The 22,187-nt window shown below is 41.4% G+C and carries 16 protein-coding genes; 15 read left to right on the top strand and 1 reads right to left on the bottom strand.

Annotated features, from left to right (window positions below; all coding sequences use genetic code 11):
- The first annotated feature begins 28 nt into the window (after positions 1-28).
- From DXB58_RS19330 to DXB58_RS19280, 11 genes are all read left to right on the top strand, one after another.
- The gene (locus DXB58_RS19330; protein ID WP_122137939.1) at positions 29-1,597 is read left to right on the top strand and encodes a glycoside hydrolase family 26 protein; all 1,569 of its coding nucleotides are present in this window, start codon (positions 29-31) and stop codon (positions 1,595-1,597) included.
- Between the two features lie 23 nt (positions 1,598-1,620).
- Positions 1,621-3,825, top strand: a complete 2,205-nt coding sequence (locus tag DXB58_RS19325; protein WP_122137938.1) for a beta-glucosidase — start codon at positions 1,621-1,623, stop codon at positions 3,823-3,825.
- 6 nt (positions 3,826-3,831) lie between these two features.
- The gene (locus tag DXB58_RS19320; protein ID WP_004305154.1) at positions 3,832-5,148 is read left to right on the top strand and encodes a sugar MFS transporter; all 1,317 of its coding nucleotides are present in this window, start codon (positions 3,832-3,834) and stop codon (positions 5,146-5,148) included.
- A gap of 17 nt (positions 5,149-5,165) precedes the next feature.
- Positions 5,166-6,353 carry an N-acetylglucosamine-6-phosphate deacetylase gene (gene nagA, locus DXB58_RS19315; protein ID WP_122137937.1) on the top strand — a complete coding sequence of 396 codons (1,188 nt, stop codon included), beginning with the start codon at positions 5,166-5,168 and terminating at the stop codon, positions 6,351-6,353.
- Positions 6,334-7,125, top strand: coding sequence for a glucosamine-6-phosphate deaminase (locus DXB58_RS19310; RefSeq protein ID WP_122137936.1), 792 nt, complete (start codon positions 6,334-6,336; stop codon positions 7,123-7,125). The genes nagA and DXB58_RS19310 overlap by 20 nt, the downstream gene beginning before the upstream one ends.
- A gap of 6 nt (positions 7,126-7,131) precedes the next feature.
- Positions 7,132-8,139, top strand: coding sequence for a Gfo/Idh/MocA family protein (locus DXB58_RS19305; protein WP_122137935.1), 1,008 nt, complete (start codon positions 7,132-7,134; stop codon positions 8,137-8,139).
- A 4-nt stretch (positions 8,140-8,143) separates the two neighbouring features.
- Positions 8,144-9,553, top strand: coding sequence for a putative oxidoreductase C-terminal domain-containing protein (locus tag DXB58_RS19300; protein WP_122137934.1), 1,410 nt, complete (start codon positions 8,144-8,146; stop codon positions 9,551-9,553).
- A gap of 51 nt (positions 9,554-9,604) precedes the next feature.
- The gene (locus DXB58_RS19295) at positions 9,605-10,375 is read left to right on the top strand and encodes an FAD:protein FMN transferase (protein ID WP_122137933.1); all 771 of its coding nucleotides are present in this window, start codon (positions 9,605-9,607) and stop codon (positions 10,373-10,375) included.
- Between the two features lies 1 nt (position 10,376).
- On the top strand, positions 10,377-11,702 hold the full coding sequence (locus DXB58_RS19290) for a Gfo/Idh/MocA family protein (protein WP_122137932.1): 1,326 nt from the start codon (positions 10,377-10,379) through the stop codon (positions 11,700-11,702).
- A gap of 3 nt (positions 11,703-11,705) precedes the next feature.
- On the top strand, positions 11,706-11,945 hold the full coding sequence (locus tag DXB58_RS19285) for a hypothetical protein (protein ID WP_004309603.1): 240 nt from the start codon (positions 11,706-11,708) through the stop codon (positions 11,943-11,945).
- A gap of 87 nt (positions 11,946-12,032) precedes the next feature.
- Positions 12,033-13,376, top strand: a complete 1,344-nt coding sequence (locus DXB58_RS19280) for a Gfo/Idh/MocA family oxidoreductase (protein ID WP_122137931.1) — start codon at positions 12,033-12,035, stop codon at positions 13,374-13,376.
- Between the two features lie 108 nt (positions 13,377-13,484).
- Here the strand turns inward: DXB58_RS19280 and DXB58_RS19275 are convergent, their stop codons facing one another.
- Positions 13,485-14,072 (bottom strand): RNA polymerase sigma-70 factor, encoded by a 588-nt coding sequence (locus DXB58_RS19275; RefSeq protein WP_004309601.1) that lies wholly within the window; start codon positions 14,070-14,072, stop codon positions 13,485-13,487.
- A gap of 301 nt (positions 14,073-14,373) precedes the next feature.
- Between DXB58_RS19275 and DXB58_RS19270 the strand changes: the two genes are divergently transcribed.
- The 4 genes from DXB58_RS19270 to DXB58_RS19255 are packed head-to-tail and all read left to right on the top strand — an operon-like array spanning position 14,374 to position 22,015.
- Entirely contained in the window at positions 14,374-17,718 is a 3,345-nt protein-coding gene (locus DXB58_RS19270; RefSeq protein ID WP_122137930.1) for a PL29 family lyase N-terminal domain-containing protein, read from the top strand.
- 30 nt (positions 17,719-17,748) lie between these two features.
- Complete coding sequence (locus DXB58_RS19265; protein ID WP_233527324.1) at positions 17,749-20,169, top strand: PL29 family lyase N-terminal domain-containing protein; 2,421 nt, start codon at positions 17,749-17,751, stop codon at positions 20,167-20,169.
- Between the two features lie 12 nt (positions 20,170-20,181).
- Positions 20,182-21,063 carry a PL29 family lyase N-terminal domain-containing protein gene (locus DXB58_RS19260; protein ID WP_122137928.1) on the top strand — a complete coding sequence of 294 codons (882 nt, stop codon included), beginning with the start codon at positions 20,182-20,184 and terminating at the stop codon, positions 21,061-21,063.
- A 13-nt stretch (positions 21,064-21,076) separates the two neighbouring features.
- Positions 21,077-22,015, top strand: coding sequence for a glycerophosphodiester phosphodiesterase family protein (locus DXB58_RS19255; protein ID WP_122137927.1), 939 nt, complete (start codon positions 21,077-21,079; stop codon positions 22,013-22,015).
- The last annotated feature ends 172 nt before the right edge of the window (positions 22,016-22,187 follow it).

The raw sequence follows: 22,187 nt of genomic DNA, 5'->3' as shown, positions 1-22,187 counted from the left end.
TAATCAACCTTATAATATATCACTAAATATGAACTTGAAAAATATATGGATAATAGCAGTTGCAATACTTGTATATGCTTGCAATGCAGAAGAAACAAGATCATGGGAAGTCACTTTTGATCCAAACAAGCCCAAAGATCCAAGTGAACAGAACATTATTAATGTGGCGGCAGGCAAATTCTATAAAATGAATGTTATAGCCAACAGTGCCTACGCTGACAAGGCCCCTCTCGACCCCTGGACATCCGGCACCAAACTGACGGATGAGGAGACTGGTACCCTTTCAACCAAAAACAGAGGGGTTGGTTGGGATGTACAAACTGTAGAAGTAATAATTGATTTGGGATCATCACGCAGTATCACAGAAGTATCGGTACATGCTATTTCCGATCCGACATCACAAATTGCATTCCCTTCTCAAATAGAAGTATCAACCAGCAAGGACAAAAGCCAATGGGAAAAAGCAGCCTCACCAATTAGCTATTCCGACAGTAACGGAAAGTCGGACGCTTGGGGAAAAACAGACTTTAGTAATGTAACATGCAGATATGTGAAAGCGACTCTCAAATCTTCAGCTTCCACCAGTACGATGATGCTTATCGACGAAATCAAGGTAATGGGAGAATTTCATAATGATATGAAGTACGTCCCCCAAAAAGGATGTTATCATGGAGCATTCCCACCATTATACGGATTCGATCCGGAAGATCGCGAAGGAAGTACTGACCAGTGTGCCGTTGCCTTATTCGAAAAATTGGTAGGAAAGCAACTATCTATGATCTTATGGTATCAGAATATGGAACCAGGACGAAATTTCAGCGAAATGCAAACAGTACGTGAGAAATACTGGGGAAAAAACTATCAGGGCAAATATCGATTCTTCCTTTACGGATGGCTGCCCGTCATTCCCACCCAGCAAATAGCAAATGGTGAACTTGACGATTTTCACAAATCATACTTCGCCGAAGTAGCTGTCCAAAAAGTACGTGACATGGGACCTATCTGGTTCAGGCCAGCCAATGAAATGAATGGAAGCTGGACTCCGTATTACGGAGATCCCACAAACTATGTCAAGGCTTGGAGACGTATGTATAACATTGCAGAACAGTTGGGTGTCACTGCCTACAATGTCTTCGTATGGTCACCCAACAGTGTAAGCATGCCGGGTACGGAAGCAAATGCAATGAAAAACTATTACCCAGGAGATATGTATGTAGATTGGCTGGGAGTAAGCTGTTATCCACCGTCGCTTAGTGCCACTTATCCGGAAGAAAGAAGATATCCGCTCACGCTGATGCAAGGAATCAAGCAGGTATCGGCAGACAAGCCTATCATGATTAGTGAAGGAGGATACTCCAATACATGCGACCACCAGAGATGGGTAAGAGAATGGTTTAAGCTGAAGGATGAAGAGCCACGCGTCAAGGCCGTCGTATGGGAGAATCACGAAAATGCAGAGAATGGTGACCGCCGTCTGCAAAGTGATCCTCTGGCACTTGAACTGTACAAGGAACTCGTCCAGGATCCTTACTGGCTTGATTTGATCCCGGATGCTGTGTACAATGAAATTGAAACAAGAAAGAATAATTCAAAATAATCAAAGACAACAAGTATTTTAGTATGAAAAGACTAACTCCATATAGCTGGCTGATTCTGATTATATTCTCCTCCTGCCTGACCGGTAATAAAGTAGCAAGTACTGATAAGCAGATAGAAAGTTTATTATCGCAAATGACTTTGGAAGAGAAAATTGGAATGTTGCACAGTAACACGATGTTTTCAAGTACCGGTGTTCCAAGGCTTGGCATCCCCGACCTGCACTACTCCGACGGACCTCACGGAGTAAGATTTGAGGGAGTAGCCAATGGGTGGGAATCCGCCCAATGGGATAACGACGCATGTAGCTATCTACCTGCATTAAGCGCCTTAGCATCTACTTGGAACCGTGATCTGGCACAGCTATATGGAGAAGTTCTTGGAGCTGAATGTAAAGCACGCGGCAAGCATTTGAGTCTGGCTCCGGGAGTCAACATTCACCGTTCCTTACTTAATGGACGTAATTGGGAATATTTCAGCGAGGATCCCTTCTTCTCCGGTGAACTGGCTGTTCCATATATACAAGGAGTACAGTCACAGGGAGTAGCCTCTTGTGTGAAGCATTTTGCTCTAAATAGCCAGGCATACAATCAGTACAAAGTGAGTGTAGAAGTAGACGAACGTACCTTACATGAGATTTATCTTCCGGCTTTTGAAGCTGCCATACAACGAGGTGGAGCCATGGCAGCCATGGCGGCATATAACAAGGTTCGAGGGTTGTGGTGTACGGAAAGTCCTTATCTTCTTGATACTTTACTTCGTGATGAACTAGGGTTTGACGGATTAGTCGTATCAGACTGGAATGCAGTCCATAACACAGAGCGAACAGCTCTGTGTGGTATGGATGTCGAAATGGGAACAAGCATCAAAGAAAATGGGAAATATGCTTTCAATAAATATTATTTGGCCGATCCTTTATTGAAGAAAGTACGTAATGGAGAGATTCCGGAAGAAGCTGTCAACAAAAAAGTACGTAATATTCTGAAATTGATGATTCGACTTGATTTAATAGGACAAGCTCCTTATGACACCACAGGTATGGCAGCTAAACTTGCAATACCAACTCATACCAAGGCTGCCAGAAAAATAGCGGAGGAATCATTGGTATTATTGAAGAATTCCAAAGATATGCTACCACTAGACCCGGCACAATACAAGAATGTCGCAGTGATTGGCGCAAATGCAACCGAAGTATTTGCAGCAGGAGGTGGCAGTACAAAACTTAAAGCTAAATATGAAGTTACTCCTTTGGAAGGGCTACAAAATCTTTTAGATGGAAAAGCCCGGATCGAATATGCACCCGGCTATCAATTGAATAAAAAGGCATATAAGGTTGGCCATTGGTTCACGAACGAATTTGATAAATTCGATGAAGAGTTATATAAGAAAGCAATCAATACAGCTGCTCAAGCAGAATTGGTAATCTATATAGGTGGAACCTCCCACGAACATGGTTCTGACTGTGAAGGGTATGATAAACCGAATTTAAAGCTTCCCTACCAACAGGACAGATTATTAAAAGGTATCCTGGAGGTTAATCCCAACACTGTAGTGGTACTAATCTCCGGCGGCCCCGTCGAGATAGGAGAATGGTATAATGATGCTACGGCATTACTGCATGGCAGTTTTCTAGGGATGGAAGGAGGAAACGCACTGGCACGTACATTGTTTGGAGAAGTCAATCCTTCGGGAAAATTGACTACTACCTGGTGTAAGCGTCTGGAAGATATGCCCGATCACGTATTTGGAGAATATCCGGGTATAAACGACACCGTCCGTTTCAAAGAAGGGCTTATGGTCGGCTACCGCTACTTCGATACTTACCGTGTAGTCCCCCAATTTGAATTCGGTTATGGATTATCCTATACCACTTTTACTTATTCAGACATAAAGATGAAACCTGTATGGAAAGACTCGGACACAGAATTTGCCGTATCATTCACCATTACTAACACAGGAAAACGATATGGCCAGGAAATCGCACAGTTATATTTGCATCAAAACAAATGTTCTGTAGAACGCCCGCTTAAAGAATTAAAAGGGTTCACTAAGGTTGGCTTAAAACCGGGTGAATCCAAACAAGTCACTATCAAGTTACCGCGCCGCGCCTTACAATACTACGATACCGAAAGTAAACACTGGAAAGACGAACCGGGTATATTTACAGTATTAATAGGCGCATCGTCACGGGACATCAAATTACAGAAAGATTTCGAACTGAAAAAATAAAAACACATGGGAAACAATAACCTTATAAGCAGCAAAAAGACATACTACATATCAATTGCAATTCTGGCAGGGATGTTCTTTATCTTTGGATTTGTATCGTGGGTCAATGCCATACTGATTCCATACTTCCGCATATCCTGCGAACTGACACATTTCGAATCCTACTTTGTCGCCTTTGCATTTTATATCGCCTACTTTGTAATGGCTATCCCCTCGGGAGTACTTCTCAAGAAAGTAGGATTCAAGCGAGGTATTATGTATGGTTTTATGCTTACCGCCTTAGGAGCTTTCTTATTTGTCCCGGCAGCATTGGCCCGTCAGTTCGAGATATTCCTGGCCGGTCTGTTTTCCATCGGCACCGGATTAGCCATATTGCAAACTGCTGCTAATCCTTATGTCACTATTATCGGTCCTATTGATAGTGCCGCCAGACGAATCAGTATTATGGGAATATGCAATAAATTCGCTGGTATCGTCTCACCACTCATATTTGCTGCATTGATATTAAATGTTACCGACAAGGAGCTTTTTGCCACTATAGAATCGGGGACTTTAGACATAGTCACAAAGAACGCTATGCTTGACGAATTAATACAACGCGTCATTGTGCCTTATGCTGTTCTTGGCGTTATTTTACTGCTTACCGGTATCGGTATCCGTTACTCCATTCTGCCTGAAATCAATACAGACGAAGAAAACAGCACGGAAGATACAGGTAGCCACCATCACACCAGAAAAAGTATTTTCGACTTTCCTTACCTTATCTTGGGAGCAGTGGCTATATTTCTTCATGTAGGAACACAAGTTATCGCAATCGATACAATCATCAATTATGCCAATTCAATGGGTATGGACCTGCTCGAAGCTAAAACATTTCCCTCATATACATTGGCCTGCACTATGATTGGTTACCTGCTGGGTATCCTGTTAATACCGAAATATGTTTCACAGAAAAATGCACTTATAGGTTGTACCATCATCGGATTACTCCTTTCATTCGGAGTTGTATTTGCAGATTTTGAAGTAACTCTGTTCGGTCATCATGCCAATGCCTCCATTTTCTTTCTGAATGCATTGGGTTTCCCGAATGCTTTAATCTACGCAGGTATCTGGCCACTTTCCATTCATGGACTGGGGAAATTCACCAAAACCGGTTCCTCTCTTCTTATCATGGGATTATGCGGCAATGCCATTCTGCCTCTGATATATGGTCATCTGGCAGATATGTATAGTCTGCGTTTCGGCTATTGGGTATTGATTCCCTGCTTTTTATATTTGGTTTTCTTTGCAGTTAAAGGTCATAAAATAGACTCCTGGAAATAAATTAAAAACGAAATAATATGGAAAGACTCATCATAACAAATGGAAAACTCATTCTGCCAACAGGCATAGAAATGGGCCAAATATTGATATGTGAAAATGGAAAAATTGAGCAGATTATTCCCAATGAGAGCTATCAACCGCTCGTCGGTGACAAAGTAATAGACGCCCGTCAGAATTATGTCTCACCAGGATTCATCGACATGCATATCCACGGAGGAGGAGGACATGACTTCATGGATGGCACTGTCGAGGCTTTTCTCGGAGTGGCCGAGACACATGCCAAGTACGGTACCACTGCAATGGTTCCCACCACACTTACCAGCACTAACGAGGAGTTAATGACGACGTTTACCGTATATCGGAAAGCTAAAGAAATGAATGTCAATGGTTCGCAGTTTATCGGTTTACATTTGGAAGGACCTTACTTTTCACCGAAACAATGTGGTGCGCAAGACCCGAACTTCCTGAAAAAACCGCAAGTAGAAGAATATAATGCCATTCTGGAAGCCTCAAAAGATATTATCCGTTGGAGCATAGCTCCAGAGTTGGAGGGTGCTCTAGCACTAGGGAAAACTCTGCAACAACATCATATTCTCCCCTCCATCGCTCATACCGACGCGATTTATGAAGAAGTTGAGGAAGCCTTTACAGCAGGTTATACACATGTGACCCACCTTTATTCGGCTATGTCATCAGTGACTCGCAGAAATGCTTTCCGTTATGCCGGAGTAGTAGAAGCCGCCTACTTGATTGAAGATATGACAGTGGAGATTATTGCCGATGGCATACATCTTCCGAAACCTCTGCTCCAATTCGTATACAAATTCAAAGGAGTTGATAGAACAGCCCTCTGCACTGATGCCATGAGAGGAGCGGGTATGCCGGACGGTGAATCGATATTAGGCAGCCTCAACAACGGGCAGAAAGTCATTATCGAAGACGGAGTGGCCAAAATGCCGGATCGGACAGCTTTTGCCGGTAGTGTTGCAACAACTGACCGACTGATTCGAACCATGGTATATTTAGCCGGTGTTCCTCTCATTGACACTGTTCGTATGATGACCCTGACGCCCGCCCGTATTCTTCATATTGACAAAGAAAAAGGCTCTTTAGAAATTGGTAAGGATGCCGACATAGTCATTTTTGATAATCAAATAAATATAAATAATACAATATTAAAAGGCCATGTTATCTATACTAAATGAAACTAAGACCAAAGTTTTTCAGCAGGAACAATTAACAGTTCGAATTTTTCCATCCATTCAAGAGATGGGCAGTGTAGCCGCAAAAGAAGTCGGCGACCAAATTTGTCGCTTATTGGAAAGCAAACCGGAGATAAATATGATTTTCGCCGCTGCCCCCTCACAAAATGAGTTTTTGAGTCATCTGATTCATGACAAACGCATCGACTGGACCAGAATAAACGCTTTTCATATGGATGAATACATCGGTATACATCCGAAAGCCGCACAAAGTTTTGGACATTTCCTTAGAATTCGTATCTTTGACAAAGTTCCTTTCAAGAAAGTCAACTATCTGAATGGCCTGGCAGAAAACCTTGAAGAGGAATGTCAGCGATATGCAGATTTGCTGACTATGCATCCGGTTGACATCGTTTGTCTGGGAATTGGAGAAAATGGGCATATCGCTTTCAATGATCCGGATGTAGCAGATTTTAATGATCCCAAACTTGTGAAAGTAGTTGAACTGGACCCAATATGTCGCCAACAGCAAGTCAATGAAAAATGCTTCAAGACACTAGACTTAGTACCCAAAGAAGCTTTAACACTCACGATACCGGCTTTGCTAAAAGCTGAATGGATGTTTTGTATCGTCCCGTTCAAAAATAAAGCTCAAGCAGTCTATCAGACTGTTTATGGTGAAGTTTCAGAAAAATGTCCGGCCAGCATATTGCGAAGAAAAGAAAATTCTTCGTTATATTTGGACCCGGAAAGTGCAGAAAGAATTAATTTATAAAGGATTATGAAAAACAGAATCTCATTTCTTCTTATACTACTGGCTATCAGCTTCAGTATACACGCACAAAAAGTTATGCGGATCGGAATTATTGGTCTGGACACATCCCATTCCACCGCTTTCACCGAATTGATTAATAGTGGTTCGGATGAGACCTTTTCCAAAGGTTTTAGGGTAGTGGCAGCGTATCCGTACGGTTCAAAAACTATTCAATCCAGTTACGAACGAATCCCCGGATACATTGAAAAGGTCAAAGCAAATGGTGTGGAAATCACCTCATCAATAGCAGATTTACTGGAAAAAGTAGACTGTGTCCTTTTGGAAACCAATGACGGCAGAATACATTTGGAACAAGCCGTCGAGGTATTCAAATCAGGTAAGATATGCTATATTGACAAACCTATCGGAGCTACTTTAGGAGATGCAATCGCTATTTATGAAATGGCAGAAAAATACAATGCACCTGTTTTCTCCTCTTCTGCTCTTAGATTTACTCCTCAAAACCAGAAATTAAGAAATGGAGAATTTGGCAAAATCCTTGGAGCCGATTGTTATTCTCCTCACAAGGTGGAACCAACGCATCCGGATTTCGGTTTCTATGGTATTCATGGAGTAGAAACATTATACACAATTATGGGGACAGGATGCGAATCGGTCAACCGGATGTCTTCAGATAGAGGGGATGTAGTAGTAGGACGATGGAAAGATGGCAGAATCGGAACTTTCAGAGCGATTATAAAAGGACCGCAAATTTATGGTGGAACTGCTTATACTTCAAAAGGAGCAGTAGCCGCAGGAGGTTACCAAGGTTATAAAGCGCTTCTTGAGCAGATTCTTAAATACTTTCAAACAGGAATTTCACCTATCTCCAAAGAAGAGACAATCGAAATATTCACTTTCATGAAAGCATCCAATATGAGTAAAACAGAGAATGGAAGAATTGTTACATTGGAAGAAGCTTATCAAAAAGGTTGGAAAGATGCCCGAAAACTAATTAAAACTTATAAAAAGTAAGAGGATGAAATCTATATATAAAGGGACTGGCATTATAGCAATTTTATTTATAGTCGTTTCTTGTTCTTTCTCGAAAAAGCAAGCTGCGAATAGGATAGAGACAAATGGTATACCCCAATTGGAAATAGTAGTACTCGATCCCGGACATTTCCATGCCAGCCTGCTTCAAAAAGAGACATTGACAGATGTCAGTGACACCATCCGGATATATGCCCCCGAAGGAACAGACGTCAATCAATATCTGGAAAGCATTGATTCTTATAACCAGCGGGCGGAATCTCCTACGACATGGAAAAAACAAGTATATACCGGAGATGATTATCTTCAGAAAATGCTTGCCGATCATAAAGGTAATGTAGTAGTATTGGCTGGAAACAATCAAAAAAAGACGCGCTATATCATGGAGTCTATCAAAGCCGGATATCATATCCTTGCCGATAAGCCACTGGCTATCAATCCACAAGATTTCAAGTTATTGACAGAAGCCTATCAACTCGCCAAAGAAAAGAATCTTCTTTTATACGATCTGATGACGGAACGATATGATATTCTCAATATCATAGAAAAAGAGCTTTTACATCAGACGGAATTATTCGGAGATTTACAAAAAGGTTCACCGGACAATCCATCTGTCATAATGGAAAGCGTACATCATTTTTTCAAGACTGTTTCCGGCAAACCATTAATTCGCCCGGCATGGTATTATGATGTAGAGCAACAAGGAGAGGGCATTGCAGATGTTACAACACATCTGATCGACCTCATCAACTGGCAATGTTTTCCTGATGAAACGATTCATTATCTATCGGATGTCACTGTGAATGCCGCCAAACACTGGCCAACTCCAATTACATTAGCAGAGTTCAGTCAATCGACACAAATTGATTCTTTTCCCGCTTATCTTAACCGATACATAAAAAACGATGTATTGGAAGTGATGGCAAACGGAAGTCTCAACTATACCGTTAAAGGGATTTGTATAGGAATGAAAGTCACATGGAATTATACTCCACCCACTAACGGAGGAGATACATTTACTTCCATAAAGAAAGGAAGTAAAGCCACTTTAAAAATCGTTCAGGATGAAAAAAATGGATTTGTAAAAGAGCTATATATACAGAAAGAATCGGACATTGACAATCGGACATTTGAAGCTCAATTGCAAAAAACAGTGGAACAGCTTCAAATAACTTATCCGTTCTTATCTGTCAAAAACAAAAAGAATGGAACTTATCTGATTGACATACCACAGGAAAAACGATTAGGACACGAAGAACATTTCAGCAAAGTGGCAAAGGCTTTCCTGCATTATGTACACAATCAGGATATGCCGGAATGGGAAAATGAAAATACACTAGCTAAATATTACATTACTACTACTGCTGTAGAAATGGCAAAGAAAGGAAACAAATAAACAAAACAATAGGTGTTAGAAACAAGATGCAAATATTATGAAAATGAAGCCATGTTTCATGGCTTCATTCCTCATATCATGGGGACCCGATTCGATATCCTGCTCATTCATTCCGATATCGACCGATTGAATACACTTTGGGCAGATATCACCTATGAGCTGGAGCGATTGGATAAAATATTAAATCGTTTTGATCCTCATAGTGAAGTTTCCAAGATTAATAATCATGCTTCTCAAAGCAAGATTCAAATCAGCAAAGAGATGGAATCAATCTTACAGCTTTGCTCATACTATTATGAGACCACTTCACACTTATTCGACATTACATTAAAAGACTTCTCCAGAATACAACTTCATGAACATTCATGCATCTCCTTTATATCTCCTGATATTTCACTTGATTTTGGAGGTTTTGCCAAAGGATATGCTTTGAAGAAAATAAGAAAATTCATTGAACAGGAGAATATTAGTGATGCATTTGCTAATTTTGGAAACAGTTCGATCCTGGGTATGGGACATCATCCTTATGGAGATTGTTGGAAAGTCAGTTTTCTAAACCCATACAATCAGTCTCTTCTAAAAGAATTCGATCTGCAGGATACAACATTATCCACTTCCGGTAATACGTTACAATATACCGGACACATTATGAATCCGCTTACAGGCATATTTAATGAACAACGAAAAGCAAGTTCTATCCTGTCCCCCGACCCGTTGGAAGCCGAAGTTCTTAGTACGGTCTGGATGATTGCCAATGAACAGGAACAAAAAAAGATTTCAGAAAAGTTCAATAATATACAAGCAACCCTATACAATTTATGATATGAAAGAACATAAAGAAAAAGGAGTAGACTTAGGACTCAGACAATTCATCAAAAGCCTGGGATACGTTGCCGGAGGAACCGCATTATTGGCGACCACTCCTTGGCTGACTTCCTGTACTCCGGAGAAACTACAAGAGATCAAGCATGAGAAAGCACGAATCGCTTTGATTGGTACCGGGTCCAGAGGACAATACCACATCCATAACCTCAAAGAAATACCTCATGCACAAATTGTTGCCGTATGTGATAATTATGCCCCCAATCTTCAACAAGCATTGGAACTTTGTCCGGGTGCAAAGCCATATACGGATTACCGCAAACTACTGGAATCGAAAGACATCGATGGAGTCATCATATCCACACCACTAAACTGGCATGCACCTATTGTATTGGACGCATTAGCTGCCGGCAAACATGTCTTTTGCGAGAAAGCAATGGCACGTACCCTTGGCGAGTGCAAAGCTATCTATGACACTTACAACCAGTCAGACAAGGTTCTCTATTTTTGTATGCAGCGAATGTATGACGAGAAGTACATCAAGGGAATGCAGATGATCCATTCCGGTCTCATCGGAGATGTGGTAGGTCTTCGCTGTCACTGGTTCCGTAATGCAGACTGGCGTCGTCCGGTTCCTTCACCAGAGCTGGAACGCAAGATTAACTGGAGATTATACAAAGAGAGCTCCGGAGGATTAATGACGGAATTAGCATGCCATCAGTTGGAAGTTTGTAACTGGGCAGCCAAAAAAATGCCGGAATCCATTATGGGAATGGGTGACATTGTATACTGGAAAGACGGACGAGAAGTTTATGATAGCGTCAATGTCACTTACAGATACTCGGATGGAGTTAAGATCGCATACGAATCATTGATTTCCAATAAGTTCAACGGAATGGAAGACCAAATTCTGGGAAGTAAAGGAACCGTGGAAATGGCAAAAGGTATTTATTATCTGGAAGAAGATCATTCAACTTCGGGTATCCGGCAACTGATTGACCAGGTAAAAGACAAGGTCTTTGCCGCCATCCCGACAGCAGGTCCTAGTTGGCGACCAGAAACAAAAATGGAGTACACACCACACTTTATCATTGATGGAGATATCCACGTAAACAGCGGATTGAGTATGATCGGAGCAGACAAAGACGGTTCGGACATTATCCTGTCTTCTTTCTGCCAGTCATGTATCACCGGAGAGAAAGCACAGAATATAGTTGAAGAAGCATATTGTTCAACGGTTCTTTGTTTACTTGGAAATCAGGCCATGGAAGAACAACGCCACATATTCTTTCCTGACGAATATAAAATACCTTATATGAAATTCTAAACCATGAAAGATATTATCATCACATCCCAAAAGCTGAAACGAGAAAGAAATATCTATCTTCTAAGTTTCATACTTGCGTTTATCGTCAATGTTATTGCAATCATTGTCTATTCCCGACCATGGATCGAAGTAATTTCTCAAATCGGATATGTGATTGTCATCAGCATTTTCATTTATTTCATCCTATGGATTCCCCGGGGAATTCTTAGCGTCCTGATCCGTCTTTTCCGAAGAAAAAAATAAGAAATTTACGTTTTTTGAGGGAGAATTGACGGAAATACTCATTCATATATTCTAATAACAACCTAATTTTGGAGAAAAATAGATACTATGACAACAAGAAGAGATTTCATCAAAAAAACAGTAGCAGGTACAGCTGCACTTTCTTTAGGAAGCATACTTCCAGGGTTTGGTTCCAGCCGATATCAAGATATTCTGGGGGCTAATGAGAAAATACGTATCGGAGTTATTGGCGTAAATTCCAGAGGCAGTGCTCTCGCGCAAGGATTTGCCAAACAACCCGATTGTGAAATAACTTACATTTGCGATGTAGACTCAAGAGCACTTGAAAAATGCCAGGCTGCGATTCACAAACTGACCGGACGGACTCCAAAAGGAGAAAAAGACATACGCAAAATGTTAGAATCCAATGAGTTTGAGGCAGTAGTAATCGCCACTCCGGACCATTGGCATGCTAAGGCAGCCATTATGGCTATGCAAGCCGGCAAACACGTTTATCTGGAAAAACCAACCAGCCACAATCCGGCAGAAAATGAAATGTTGGTTAGAGCCACTTTAAAATACAATCGAATCGTTCAGGTTGGCAATCAACGCAGATCATTCCCGAATGTAATCAAAGCGATGGAGGAAATCAAGTCCGGCACCATCGGAAAAGTGAGATATGCCAAATCATGGTATGTCAACAACCGTCCTTCTATCGGAACAGGTAAAGTCATTCCCGTACCGGATTATCTGGACTGGGATTTGTGGCAAGGCCCTGCCCCTCGTGTACCCGATTTCAAGGATAACTTCATTCATTACAACTGGCACTGGTTCTGGAACTGGGGAACTGGAGAAGCTTTAAATAACGGTACTCACTTTGTCGACATGCTTCGCTGGGGACTAGGTGTGGATTATCCAACCAAAGTAGATTCGATCGGAGGACGTTATCGTTTTCAGGATGATTGGCAGACGCCGGATACACAGCTTATCACTTTCCAGTTTGGCGACGAAGCATCTTTTTCCTGGGAGGGACGTAGTTGCAATACGATGCCGGTAGACGGATATGGAGTCGGTACTGCATTCTATGGAGATACGGGCACTCTTTTTATTGGTGGCGGTAACGAATATAAGATAGCAGATATCAAAGGCAAAACGATCAAGGAGGTAAAGAGTGATTTGAAGTTTGAAACTGGAAATCTCCTGAATCCTTCAGAAAAGCTGGACTCTTTCCACTTCCGGAACTGGTTTGATGCTATCCGCAAAGGTACTAAGTTAAACTCCGGAATTGTAGATGCCTGCATCAGTACCCAGTTAGTACAATTAGGTAATATCGCTCAGCGCGTCGGCCATTCATTACAAATCGATCCGGGAAGCGGCCGTATTCTCAACGATTTGGAAGCTAATAAGCTTTGGGGAAGAGAGTATGAAAAAGGCTGGGAAATACGAGTTTAAGTCAGTTTATCCCTCTCACTTTTAATAAGTTATTTAGAGATATGGTGTTCAAATACCATATCTCTTTCTGTTATACAAGTAGCCTCCCTGCAGTCGCTACAGCCTCATTCAAAGGAACCACCCCACAAAAAGAGCAAAGAAACTCCCCAACTGTTCTTTAAAAGTGCGAAGAGCCAATTCTATATGCTTCTCAACGGTACGAATAGAAATACCGAGTTTATCAGCAATCTCTTGGTTAGTCAGGGATTTGAAACGGCTAAGACAAAACACACTCCTACGTTTAGGCGGCATCGTATCAATCACACTTTGTACTGCTTCACGTAATTCACGATAGTCTGTAGTCGGCTCATCCGTACTAGAAGATTGCTCCAATGTCATCATGTCTTCCGTTAACACAACATGGGTATTGTATTTGGCCCGAAGATAATTGAAAACCTCCCGTTTGGAAAGTACATAAATATAGTTCTTGATTGACATCGTTTCATCCAAAGCTTCACGATGTATCCAGATCTTCATAAATACATTCTGGATAATATCTTCTGCTGCCCCTGCATCCTTCAGCATACCTCTGGCAAAAGCAAAAAAAGTGGGATAATAACGATGAAAAAGGGTCTCATAGCTCCCCATATCCCCTTCTCTCAACTGCCGTAACAACAGTTGTTCTTCAGTAACAGAAGATAAATCAGTTTTATTCATCGTTTATTCCGAAAAAGATTTCTAGGCAACAAAGCTATAAATAATATAGAAGATATACCAAACCCTATTTAAAATCACATCATATTGTAATATGTAAGGGAGAAGTAAACAGGAAATAGTATGCTTCTGATGACAAAACTATGAAATTAATATGAAAAATTCAAGTCTTATTGAAAATAGTGATGATTTAAAAAAAAGTTCAAATCCGATTACGTACCCCCTCCAAGTGATGTGTTCTTCATTATAGAAACGAGTTATAAATAGCGCGCTATTAACCATTGAATCAAATTATTTAAAAAACATGAGAAATTTTCTACTTTTATTCTTGCTACTCATGCCTGTGATTGGCAGTTGCACCGATGACTATGATGACTCGGCTGCCTGGAAGGACATTGATGGAATCTACAAAGATCTCGATCAACTGAAAGAGAAGCTAAACAGTTTGCAACTGCAAGCGAATGCGTTGAGCCAAATTGTGAAAGGAGGAGCAATCACCTCTGTCACAGAAGCTGCTAATGGCGGTTATGTCATTTCTTATAAAGGAAGTGACAATGTAGAGCATAGCTTCAACATTGCTACCACCGATCAAATGGTTTCCAGTCCGATTATCGGAATACAAGAAGAAGCCGGAACTTATTACTGGACTACTACCACCAAAGGACAAACAACTTTCCTGTTGGATACCAACAAACAAAAAATCCCAGTATCGGGTAGCGCTCCTCAAATACGAGTGGATGAGAATGGATATTGGGTTATCAATGGCCAGCAAATTCTCGACAGTAACCAAAAGCCGATTAAGGCCGAAGGTAAAACGGCTTCACTGATTACTAAAGTGGAAATGAACGATAACGGAACTGCCTCAATAACACTAGGCAACGGAGAAATTCTATCGGTCAGTACCTTTACGCTATTTAATGTAGAATTTAAAAATGCAAGTCAACCTGCCATTTCTCCTATTATTATAGAGGAAGGAACGAAAAGCCTTACCTTAAATTATAATATTATCGGGAAAAAGGCAGCGCAAACACTGATGCTCATCACACGTAGCGACGATGGAGTAGAAGTCAAGTTGAATAGCAGCAATAAAACACTGGCTGTTACTTTTACCGATGATTTTGAAGAGGGAGTAACCATGATTATGCTCTATGATACTGAAGACAATGTATTAATCAAACCGATACGCTTTACTCTACCAATCGTCGAAAACGGAGGCATTGCTACTGCAACAGACTTTAAAGCATTTATAGATGCGGTCACGAATGGAGGTAGTTTACGTAAATTCAAAGACACAGAAGGAAACGTAATCCTACTGAATGATATCGATATGAAAGATATTGCACTGACGAGCGGTGCAGGAAGTAAAGTTACAAGTAATACTACCAGTGCTAATACAAAAGTAGTTTATACAATCAGCGAGCAAACCTTCAACGGGGTATTTGACGGTAAAGGACATTCAATTAACAACCTAACTTGTACGTATAATCTTGAAGACGGCAATATCGCCCACGGATTATTTAATTCACTCGGCAGTTCGGGAATTATCAGAAATTTAGTGGTTTCCGGTAATGCCACCATTACGGGTAAAGCTCCGCAAGGGGCAGCTATTGGCGGATTGGTAGGCTATTGTGAAGGAAGCATACTGGCATGCACCAATAAAATAAACTTATCCTTTGAAGGAACAAACGCTGCTAATATCGGTGTTCGAATGGGAGGTTTGGCTGGTGTACTGTATGGAAATAAAATAGGCGACACTACACAAACAAATGGCTGTATAAATGAAGGCAACCTGACTTGCGGCAATATTGTCAACACGGCCTCCGGGGCCTATTCCGCTTTCAACCAGGGAGGAATTGCGGGATATATAGAAATTGATGAAGCCTATATCGGATATGCAATCAACAAAGGAAATATCAGTGCACCTTCCGGACGTGGCGGAGGAATCGTAGGAACTTTACAGGAAGGAACGATTGAAAACAGCACTAACGAAGGACTTATTCAGGATGACGTGAACGATGTATTTGCCTCAAACTCCAAACGATATAATGTGAAACGTATCGGAGGACTTGCAGGGGGAATCAACACAGATAAATACCTCAAGAATTGTATTAACAACGGAAACGTCTACTCTCAAAATGGAAGTCGTGCAGGCGGATTCGTCGGACACAACGCCGGATTTGTGCAATCATGTACAAACAACGGAATCATTCTGTCGGATGCAACCGCAGACGGAGCCAACAAACATGGAGCCGGATGGGCTTGTGGCTATAGCGGTACAAAAACTGGCACAGACTATATCACAGACTGCCACATCGGAGGCAAAATCGGAGATTACAGTGTTTACAAGAACAATCCGGAAGATGCTCCGGTTGCCACTTACAGCAATGCCGTCCGCCACGGAGCTTTCTCCAAAGAAGCTAATAACTTCTCTAATCAGGATGAAGCATACTATGACTGGCAGGTGACCGAAGACCGCGAATTGGCATCGGGTATCGTATACAAACACTATTCTTTCACCAATTTCAATCAGAATATCTATGCTATCGAGATTGATATGAACAATCCGAAAGTGACGTTCGAAACAGTCATGGCAGATGAGATCTGCCCGAATCCTAATGGTAACAACAACTCTAATAATGGTAAAATTCTTCGCGAAACATTGTCAGAGACTTGTGTCAGACGAAGAGGAGAAGGAAGAAATATCGTCGTAGGTATCAATACCGGCTTTTTCAATTCTCACGACGGCTTCCCCAGAGGAATGCATATTGAAAAAGGAGAACCTGTATTCGTCAATAATCCGTATGTGCGTTCCACTTTGACCAATCATGTCTGGGGATTCACCTTCTTTGATAACCGTTCCATCAGTTTCGAAAAGAGAGACTTTACTGGTAAATTGAAAGTCGGAACCAAAGAATATGAATATTATTCAGTCAATGACACCATTGTCCGCTTGAATGGCAAGCCATCATACGATGCAAATTTATATACTTTCAGATATGTGAAAGAGCCTCATCCGGGGTTGAGCAACCCAATAGGAACCAAAGCTTTGTTTATCATAGGCAAAAATAACCAACCATTGAAGGTTAATTCCGGTGATTTTGAAGCTACAATTACCCAAATCATTGACGGGCGAAGCACTACTGTAGAAGCTCCATACGTAATAGATAAAAATGAATGGGTATTGCAAGTGACAGGTGACAAAGCCAATGAACTGGCTCAAAGTCTGAAAACAGGAGATAAAGTACAAATTAGTGCCGAACTTAAAATAGGTAGTTCTACCGATCCGATTAAAGTACATAATTCCAGCATGTATCGCTACGTATACAATGGTATATACTCCGCTCCTCCCAAGAAAGAAGATGCAGAGACAATCAACCCGACTACTAATCTTGGAATGACACAAGATAAATCGAAGGTAATTATATTCTGTGTAGACGGAAGAACAGATAACGACAGAGGACTTGATTTTTATGAAGCTTATCGTGTCTGCAAAAAGTTGGGGTTATATGATGTAATCCGTTTCGATGGAGGAGGTTCTACGGTAATGTGGACTTATGAAAATGGTATCGGAAAAGTAATCAATCATGTGTCGGATGCGAATGGTGAAAGAAGCTGCATGAACTATCTGCATGTCAGAGTACTTGAATAATGAATCAAACGAATGTTAATCACTGAATATATGAAAAAGTTTATAAGTATATCATTATTTATATCTGCCTGCTTTCTAGGAAGTTGTAGTTCTTACGACGACGAACGAATTTGGCAGGACCTCAACGAAATAGAAAAAACGATTGGAGATTATGAAGCTCAAACCGAAACATTGACTGCACAAATGGCCTCACTGTCCAAAGTGCTCGGAAGTTCGTTTATCACTTTAATCAGTCAGGATGCTGATGGTAACTACATAATATCTTACAGCGAGGGTGGTGGGGAAACCCACACCGTTGCCATCGCCACCCAAGGAGATGTTATCAAATTCCCAATCATCACAGCAAAGCAAGATAGTGACGGTAAATTCTACTGGGCACAGACTACTGATAAGGGTAAAACTTACACATTCATCATTGATGGTGACGGAAAGAAATTCCCGATTGGCGGAACGATGCCTGACGTTAAAATAAACGAGAATGGTTACTGGAGTGTGAACGGTAATAGTACCGGTGTATTGGCTAATGATTTAAGTAATATGTTATTCAAATCAGCCTATATCGATGATAAAACAGGAGAAGCCGTATTTATTCTGGCAGACGGCCAGGAATTGCGGATGAGTTTGCAGGAAGCACTCGGCATCCGATTCAACAGTCCGGTATACAACGCAGTAACAGACTATACCACTCCCGTAAGTATCCCATACGAAATATATGGTACACAGTCGGAAAATGCATATGTAGACTTGTTTACTGCCTACAATATGGAAGTCAAAATAGACAAGATCTCTTCCACCCTTATCGCCACCATGAAAGAAGGGGCAACTGAAGGGAATATCCTGTTACTGGCAAGTGCTGGTAATAATACCGTATTGAAACCGATATACTTCACATACGGTACCGCTATTCTGGACGAACCAATATATCAAGGTCATGTAGGACCTATCCAACTTAAAGGTACACAAATGAATATTGAGATGCAAATATCTGCGAACATATCCTATCAGGTCAATACAGAAAATGAGTGGATCACTTACAAAGGGACCCGCGCACTGGTTACAACCACACACGCTTTCACCATTCTGGCCAATGAAACAGGCGACGAACGTACCGGAAAAATAACATTCTCCAACTCGCTGTATAATATTTCTTCAAGCATTGATGTGATACAGGAAGCAAAAGAAGTGGAAGCTAAGGGAGGAATCAGTACGGCCACTGATTTGGTTAACTTTGCGAAAGCCGTTAATAATGGAACAAGTACTTCCCGTTGGCAGAATGATACCGGAGAAGTAGTTTTGCTGAATGACATTGATATGTCATCCGTGACCAGCTGGACACCGATAGGCGACATAGATGCTTCCAACTATACAACTGCCGAACCTTACGTTTCCGTACATCCGTTTACCGGAACCTTCAACGGACAAGGTTACGCCATCAAGAATCTGAATTGCAGTGCAGATATAACGAACGGAGGGCTGGCATACGGCCTGTTCGGTTCAATAGAAAACGCAACGGTCAAGAATTTGGCTTTAGGAGATGCTGGTACCACTACTATTTGGATCATGAGCGGAACAGCACCTAAATATACTGTTATCGCTCCTCTTGTTTGCTTCGCCAAAAATTCAGTAATAGAGGGCTGTACTAACTATTATAATATCGACTTCACAGCCGATAATAAATCTGGAGAATTTAACGTACTTTCCGGTCTGATAGGTGCTATTATAAATACGACGATCGGAGGAGAATCCAAAGCACAAGGTTGTGCCAACAGAGGATTTGTCCGCACAGGACACATCAGTAATACAGGCAATGGAGGTACGGGCATGCAGACTGCCGGAATCTGCGCCTTCATGGCTAAAGCAGAAGGTGGCAAACTGAATTACTGTACTAACTATGGTGATATTAGTTGTCCGAGTGGAAGAACAGGCGGAATTGTAGCAACACTGATGTATGGCAACATTTACAACTGCGACAATAGAGGAACCATCGAAGATGATAAGGTAGGACAATTCGAAGGTAAAGAAGCGAGCATAACCTACAATTACAAACGTATGGGTGGAATTGTGGGAGGTACGGATGACCTGAAAACGAAACCAGAATGTACAGTAGAGTCCTGCACAAATTATGGAAATGTCATGACTCACCTAAGTGTCCGCACCGGAGGTATCATCGGTCACTCCAACATACAGATTATCGGCTGTGTAAACAAAGGGGCTGTTCTGGGAGATGTATTTACCGAAGGAAATGGAACCAACAGACATGGTCCGGGGTGGTTATGTGGTTATTCGGGTGCTTCTACTGCAACCTGGACTAATTGCAAAGCTTGTGTATGCGGAGGTTATGTCGGTGATTACAGCAAGTATAAGGACGATCCCACTTCTGCACCGGATGCCACCAACGAGAATGCATTCTGCCATGCAAACCAGAATTTCGATCCCAGTATTAATTTCTAAAAGACACAAGATATGAAAAGAATATATTTTTTCTGTTCGTTGCTTCTTTCCCTCCTGCTAACCAGTTGTGGGGATTATGACGACTCCGCGATTCAGAATAAGCTCAATGATTTCAAAGAGCGAATAACTGCTCTTCAAACAAAAGCGAATAAACTCAACGAAGATATTTCAAAGCTGAGCTATCTGACGGAAGGAAATGTTATCACCTCCGTTACCCGGAACTCGGATGGACAATATGTCATTACCTACAAAGATAGCAATAATGAAGAAAAAGCAGTCGTCGTAGCAACCCAGGAAGATGTAATAGAAGCTCCGATACTAGGTGTACGCCTCAGCGATGATGACCAATTGTATTATTGGACTACAACCATTGACAATGAAACAAACTGGCTCACTGATGATGCCGGGAAAAAAGTCCCAGTCTGCGGCTATACCCCCGAAATGGGGGTAAACGCCGACGGTTACTGGGCAGTCAACGGTGAAGTCCTTAAAGATAGCAAAGGCACTCCTATTACAGCTACCACCGACGCGACTGCCATTTTTAAGAATATATCCAAAACTGACGATGGATATCTCAATATCACATTGGGTAACGGAGAAACCCTTACATTGGAAGTGTTCAATTCACTGAATCTCAAGTTGAAAGCTGAAGCGGTTACCAAGGTGACTGACCTTGCCAGTCCTCTGAAAATTGAATATGAAGTGACGGGAACATCAGCAGGAGACGCGATAATTACTATTGCTCAGGCAGTAAACGTTAAAGCAACACTCGACAAAGAGACTCATACTCTTACAGTGACATTCGAGAATGATTTTGACGAAGGCCATGTCATCATCACAGCCTACGATCTTCAACATCTTGTGCTTCGCCCTCTTTTATTCAAAAAGAATTAATCCTTAAAATGATATGAATATGAAAAAAAGAATTTTATTCGCCGGACTTCTGCTCTTGCTGACTCTAAGCACTTTTGCAGCCACTCCTGTCACTTCGGGCAAGACAAATGCGCAAAAGATAATAGAAGCCATCCACAACCCGAAAACAGACTATGTAGTAGTAGTGTCTCACCGGGGAGACTGGAGAGATTACCCGGAAAACTCGATCCCCGCCATTGAATCAATTATCCGAATGGGAGTTGATGTTATGGAACTGGATCTGAAGCTAACAGCCGACAGTGTACTTGTCCTCTGCCACGACGGTACCATTGACCGGACTACTACAGGAAAAGGCAGAGTCAGCGACGTAACTTACGATTATATCAAAAACTGTTTCCTGAAAACTGGACATAACTGCCCTACCAAATACAAGATGCCGACTTTAAAAGAAGCATTGGCTGTTTGCAAAGACCGTATAGTGGTTAATATAGACCAAGGGTATCAATATTATGATTTAGTGATGGCTATTACAGAAGAACTGGGAGTCACAGAACAAATCCTGATTAAAGGCAAAAAACCGGTAGATTTTGTAGATGCACAGGCAAAGAAGTATAAGCACGCTATGATGTACATGCCCATTATTGATATTAACAAACCAAGCGGACAGGAATTATTCCGCCAATATATGGACAAAAAAATCGTCCCTTTGGCTTATGAAGTATGCTGGCAACAAGAAACTCCGGAAGTAAGAAAATGTATGAAGGATATCCTTGCCCAAGGTTCCAAGATCTGGGTAAACACCCTTTGGACCTCGCTCTGCGGAGGTGAAGAAGCTGGTATATACGATGACTACGCTTTTGAACACGGGGCAGAAGTTTACCAAAAGGTGCTAGATTTCGGTACATCCATCATACAAACGGACCGACCAGAGTTATTAATCAGCTACCTGAAGAAAATCGGACGCCACGATTAGCCTCTCGAAGTTATTACTCTATTTATCAGATAAAGAAACATGAGAAATTTTATATTGCTCCTTCTGACTTCACTATATTAAATAAAAACAAGTGCTTATGAATATGAGATCAGATTAAGAATACGAATCTATCCCCAATAGAATATCTTATTCGGAAATAATCAACATAATA

The sequence above is a fragment of the Bacteroides sp. OM05-10AA genome (assembly GCF_003439055.1).
In the GTDB taxonomy this organism is placed as follows: Bacteria; Bacteroidota; Bacteroidia; order Bacteroidales; family Bacteroidaceae; genus Bacteroides; species Bacteroides intestinigallinarum.
Note: the sequence above shows the minus strand (reverse complement) of the source record. Positions and strands in the feature narration are given on the sequence as shown.

Bases quoted from the DNA above. Each gene is read 5' to 3' on its own strand.
- DXB58_RS19330 (WP_122137939.1), top strand. From the start codon at position 29: ATGAACTTGAAAAATATATGGATAATAGCAGTTGCAATACTTGTATAT.
- DXB58_RS19295 (WP_122137933.1), top strand. From the start codon at position 9,605: ATGTTTCATGGCTTCATTCCTCATATCATGGGGACCCGATTCGATATC.
- DXB58_RS19255 (WP_122137927.1), top strand. From the start codon at position 21,077: ATGAATATGAAAAAAAGAATTTTATTCGCCGGACTTCTGCTCTTGCTG.
- nagA (WP_122137937.1), top strand. From the start codon at position 5,166: ATGGAAAGACTCATCATAACAAATGGAAAACTCATTCTGCCAACAGGC.
- DXB58_RS19320 (WP_004305154.1), top strand. From the start codon at position 3,832: ATGGGAAACAATAACCTTATAAGCAGCAAAAAGACATACTACATATCA.
- DXB58_RS19270 (WP_122137930.1), top strand. From the start codon at position 14,374: ATGAGAAATTTTCTACTTTTATTCTTGCTACTCATGCCTGTGATTGGC.
- DXB58_RS19290 (WP_122137932.1), top strand. From the start codon at position 10,377: ATGAAAGAACATAAAGAAAAAGGAGTAGACTTAGGACTCAGACAATTC.
- DXB58_RS19275 (WP_004309601.1), bottom strand. From the start codon at position 14,072: ATGAATAAAACTGATTTATCTTCTGTTACTGAAGAACAACTGTTGTTA.
- DXB58_RS19280 (WP_122137931.1), top strand. From the start codon at position 12,033: ATGACAACAAGAAGAGATTTCATCAAAAAAACAGTAGCAGGTACAGCT.
- DXB58_RS19310 (WP_122137936.1), top strand. From the start codon at position 6,334: ATGTTATCTATACTAAATGAAACTAAGACCAAAGTTTTTCAGCAGGAA.
- DXB58_RS19305 (WP_122137935.1), top strand. From the start codon at position 7,132: ATGAAAAACAGAATCTCATTTCTTCTTATACTACTGGCTATCAGCTTC.
- DXB58_RS19300 (WP_122137934.1), top strand. From the start codon at position 8,144: ATGAAATCTATATATAAAGGGACTGGCATTATAGCAATTTTATTTATA.
- DXB58_RS19265 (WP_233527324.1), top strand. From the start codon at position 17,749: ATGAAAAAGTTTATAAGTATATCATTATTTATATCTGCCTGCTTTCTA.
- DXB58_RS19285 (WP_004309603.1), top strand. From the start codon at position 11,706: ATGAAAGATATTATCATCACATCCCAAAAGCTGAAACGAGAAAGAAAT.
- DXB58_RS19260 (WP_122137928.1), top strand. From the start codon at position 20,182: ATGAAAAGAATATATTTTTTCTGTTCGTTGCTTCTTTCCCTCCTGCTA.
- DXB58_RS19325 (WP_122137938.1), top strand. From the start codon at position 1,621: ATGAAAAGACTAACTCCATATAGCTGGCTGATTCTGATTATATTCTCC.